Genomic DNA, 3818 nt, shown 5'->3' on the forward strand with positions numbered 1-3818 from the left:
TCAAAGATATGGATTTAATGTCGGAGCGGATAAATTCTCGCTACTGACAATAGACAACGGAAAAAACAAGCATTATGCGCCTATCGGGATGGACATTGATTTTCCCAAGCCAAAAATCTCACTCCGACAGGCTGCTAGCCAACAGGAAAAACAGAAAAATGTCATGCGATGTCATCTATTTCGGGTCGGACGGAAAAACTCCGATCACGTCGGAGGTTACCCCGGAGAACGGTTGGATCCTCTCCGGAAACTCGGCGGAACACCCTGCTCTGGGACTGGCATTCTCCCGGATCGTCACAGAAAAGGACGGCATGACCGAAATCCGGATTCCACGCGACTCGCTCCGGGAAACCGGCGGAATCCGCTTCAAGGCCATTCTGCCGGATGTCGGCACGATCTCCGGACGGGAGGGAGACGGTTCCGCGCTGATCTTTCCGCAGGAGCACGGCTATCTCTGCCGCTGTGAAAACAAGGCATCACGGGAGTTTTTCTTCCCCATCTTCAACCGCAGTCAGGCGCAGTGCACCATGGCGCTGTGCGGCGTCGTCCGGAAACGGGAAACGATTCTGCAGATTCTGGAGGACGGCCGGTTCGACGCCGAGTTCCGGATTCGATTCAACTTCGGACAGGAACAGCTCTATTCGATGGATGCCGCGTTCCTGCTGCGGGACGAGATGGACGAATCCCTGCCGGAATACGACTGTGTGCTCCGGCGTAAGGAACTCGCACCGTCATGGCAGGCGGCAGCCCGCTTCTACCGGGAGTATGTGCGGCGCTGCCGGGGCATCCGGCTTCTGTCGGAGAAACTGGAGAACAACCCGGTGCTTCAATATGCGGTCCGGGCAATCAACGTCCGCTTCCGCATGGGGGTGAAACGCCTCCCCTGTCCGGTACCGGAGCAGACGCCGGAGACCGAGCCGCCGATGACCGTATTCATGACCTTCGACATGGTCGGAGAGGTCGCCCGTGAAATGCACCGTCAGCAGGTCGGCCCGGCCGAACTGAATCTGGTCGGCTGGCACCATGGCGGCCACGACGGCGCCTTCCCGAAGCTCTTCCCGGTGGATCCCCATTTCGGCGGCGAAAAGGCGATGGTGCGAAACATTCGGGCCGTCGCGAAACTCGGGTATCCGGTCAGCCTGCACGACGAGTACACCGGTGCGTTCAGCCTCGCCGCCGCGTTCGGCGAGTTCGATATGAACGACGTTGCCCGAAGGCTCGACGGCTCGATGCTCGATACCGGCGTGCTGCTCGCCGGGGGACTCGCCTACCGGACCTGCCCGAAGCAGATCTTCCGTTATGCGAAACGGAACTTCGACCGTGCCGCGAAGCTGCCGATCCGGGGGTCCTATTACTGCGATGTCTCCTCGATCATCACGCTGCACAAGTGTCACCATCCGGATCACCCCGCCAGCCGGGCCGAAGCCGCCGCCTGCTGGGAAAAACTCTCGCAGATGCAGCACGACTACTTCGGGTCCAGCTGGTCGGAGGGGGCCAAGGAGTTTGCCTTCCCGGGTCTTGACCGGGCCTATCTGGTGGGGGGGACGATCGACCGCAGACGCCCGAACATGGGGCTGGATAAAACCCTCGGCGACTTTGATCTCTTCGACGAGGAGATTCCCTTCTTCGAGCTCGCCTATCACGGCACGCTCACCTACAACTCCTATCGGGAAAGCGTCAATGCCATCCGCGGTGAAACCGTCTACCTGCGTAACTTCGCCTATGGCGGCACCCCCCTCTTCTACTACCACTGCATCTTCAATCCGGAGTGGTGCAACAAAGGGTACGGCTGGGACAACGACCGCTTCCGTTACACCACACGGGAGAATCTCCACCGGTGTGTCGCCTGGATCAAAGAGGCTTCCGATGACAATCAGCGGGTGGCTGACCTTCAGACCGCATTCATCGATGATTATCTCCGCCACGGAGACAATTTGACTCAGACTCTCTACTCCAACGGCAGAAGCGTCTGGGTCAACTATGCGGACTCCGCCCGGAGAACTCCATCCGGGCAGCTCGTTCCGCCCCGCGATTTTCTGGTGGAGTAAATCCATTTCCTTCCGGAAAACTGAAACTATCCCCCCTCCCTGCGTGCCTGTTTCGGCACGCTTTTTTTCTCTTTTTTTCCGACAGGCTCTTGACATCTCCGCAATTTTTGGGTATAATATAAACAGAAAACTATCTAGATATAAAACTATCAACCTTTACTGGAGGCGGAAGCGTGGGAACTCCGAAATATGTCCAGATCGCCGAGGTGCTGCAGCGGCGGATCGCACATGGCGACTATCTTTCCGGCGCGCTGCCCGGGGCTCCGAAACTGATGCAGGAGTTCGGAATCAGCTACATGACCACCCGGCAGGCGATGCAGAAACTGATCGATGACGGCACCGTGATCCGGGCGGCCAACGGACGGCTGGAAGTGCCCGGCGCTCCGGGAGAATCCCCGAAGCTGCGGGTCGCCTATCTCCACCACAGCGCCATCTCTCTCGCCGACAAATGGCGCAACGCCATCTCCGGTGCCGCACGCAAATACGGCTGCAGTTATCAGGATGTCCCCTTCCATTACAGCGACGATACGGTCGTTTATGAAACGCTCGATCAAAATTTCGATCTGATTTTCTTCAACATCAGCCCGCTCCAGCCGCTGCTGCTGGAGAAACTCCGCCGCATCAGCGACCGGGTGGTCTCGCTCTTCGCCGACCTGACCCGCTACGGCATCCGCTGTTTCGACGGTATCAACATCGAGGCGATCGGGCATCTGGTGGAATTCCTCCACCGGCGCGGCTGCCGCCGGATCGACTTCTTCACGGTGGAGCCGAGTCTCACTCATCCTTCTCCGCGCTAGGCCCCGTGGGAACGGGCTCTGAAACAATACGGCTGCACCGGCATGGCGTGGGACAACCGGGTCACGCCGCCGGAACCCTCGTTCTTTCATGCGCTCCATTACGCCGATCAGCTGGTTCGCGCGGGGAAGCTCGACGAAGCCGATGCGATTTTCTGTACCTCGGTCGAGGCATCCCGCGGCGTGATCCGCGCACTCGCCGACCACGGGATCCGGGTGCCGGAGGATATCGCCGTGGTCTCCTTCGGCAGTCCGGAACAGGCCTGCTTCAACACCCCGTCGATCACCATCGTGAATACCCCGGACCTGATGCCGCTGGTCAGCAAAATTTACGAACACTACCTCGGCATCCATCCCGCTCCGGAGCGTCTCTACTACCGTTTCGAGCTGGAGGAGCTCTCGCCGGAAGAGGTGCTGTGGATCGGATAATTCACCGCGGCGGATTATCATCGCACCGCCGGGCGGAGGAGTCGGCTTTCCGGACCATCCGTGACCTTCGCGGCACACGATTCCATACCGGCCGGCCTCCCGCCGACACTCTGCGGTTTGCCCCGAAAACTGGACAACTTGACTTGGTGTAAAATGCCCGTAAAGTAACTTGGAAAAGGGTATGCGCCCAGCGAGACCCATGGTGAGGAGGAAGTATATGCCCAGTGAGCCCCATGGTGAGGGGGATATCGCGGTGGAGCTTTGGAAAAAATTAGAGCCAGGAGAAAAATGATGCCGTCTGGCGTTTGAGCGCCAGACGGCATTCCCCGCTTCATAATAATGAGCCTGAGCTTATTGACTATTTTGCTTCTCCCTTGGGGATCAGAGAATCAATCTGCTCTGCCGGAGTGGAATTCAAACGCGGCAGAACGTCTTCGAGCCACTTGCGAAAGCAGATGCCGTTCGCTTTGCATGTTGCGGCGAATGAATACAGAATTGCGAGCCGCTGCCCACCGGCTTCACTTCCGGCAAAGAGACAGTTCTTTCG

Annotated in this window: 4 protein-coding genes; 3 read left to right on the forward strand and 1 reads right to left on the reverse strand. The window is 58.6% G+C overall.

Annotation, left to right across the window (positions count from 1 at the left end):
- Positions 1-158 precede the first annotated feature (158 nt).
- From ACMLHG_RS06000 to ACMLHG_RS06010, 3 genes are all read left to right on the forward strand, one after another.
- Positions 159-2048, forward strand: a complete 1890-nt coding sequence (locus ACMLHG_RS06000) for a DUF5696 domain-containing protein (RefSeq protein WP_417169904.1) — start codon at positions 159-161, stop codon at positions 2046-2048.
- Between the two features lie 173 nt (positions 2049-2221).
- Complete coding sequence (locus ACMLHG_RS06005; RefSeq protein ID WP_295811470.1) at positions 2222-2845, forward strand: GntR family transcriptional regulator; 624 nt, start codon at positions 2222-2224, stop codon at positions 2843-2845.
- A 42-nt stretch (positions 2846-2887) separates the two neighbouring features.
- Positions 2888-3271, forward strand: coding sequence for a substrate-binding domain-containing protein (locus tag ACMLHG_RS06010; protein ID WP_294437566.1), 384 nt, complete (start codon positions 2888-2890; stop codon positions 3269-3271).
- A 358-nt stretch (positions 3272-3629) separates the two neighbouring features.
- Here the strand turns inward: ACMLHG_RS06010 and ACMLHG_RS06015 are convergent.
- The coding region (locus ACMLHG_RS06015) for a transposase domain-containing protein (protein WP_417169905.1) at positions 3630-3818 on the reverse strand (189 nt) is incomplete at its 5' end.

This window comes from Victivallis sp., assembly GCF_048170485.1.
In the GTDB taxonomy this organism is placed as follows: domain Bacteria; phylum Verrucomicrobiota; class Lentisphaeria; order Victivallales; family Victivallaceae; genus Victivallis.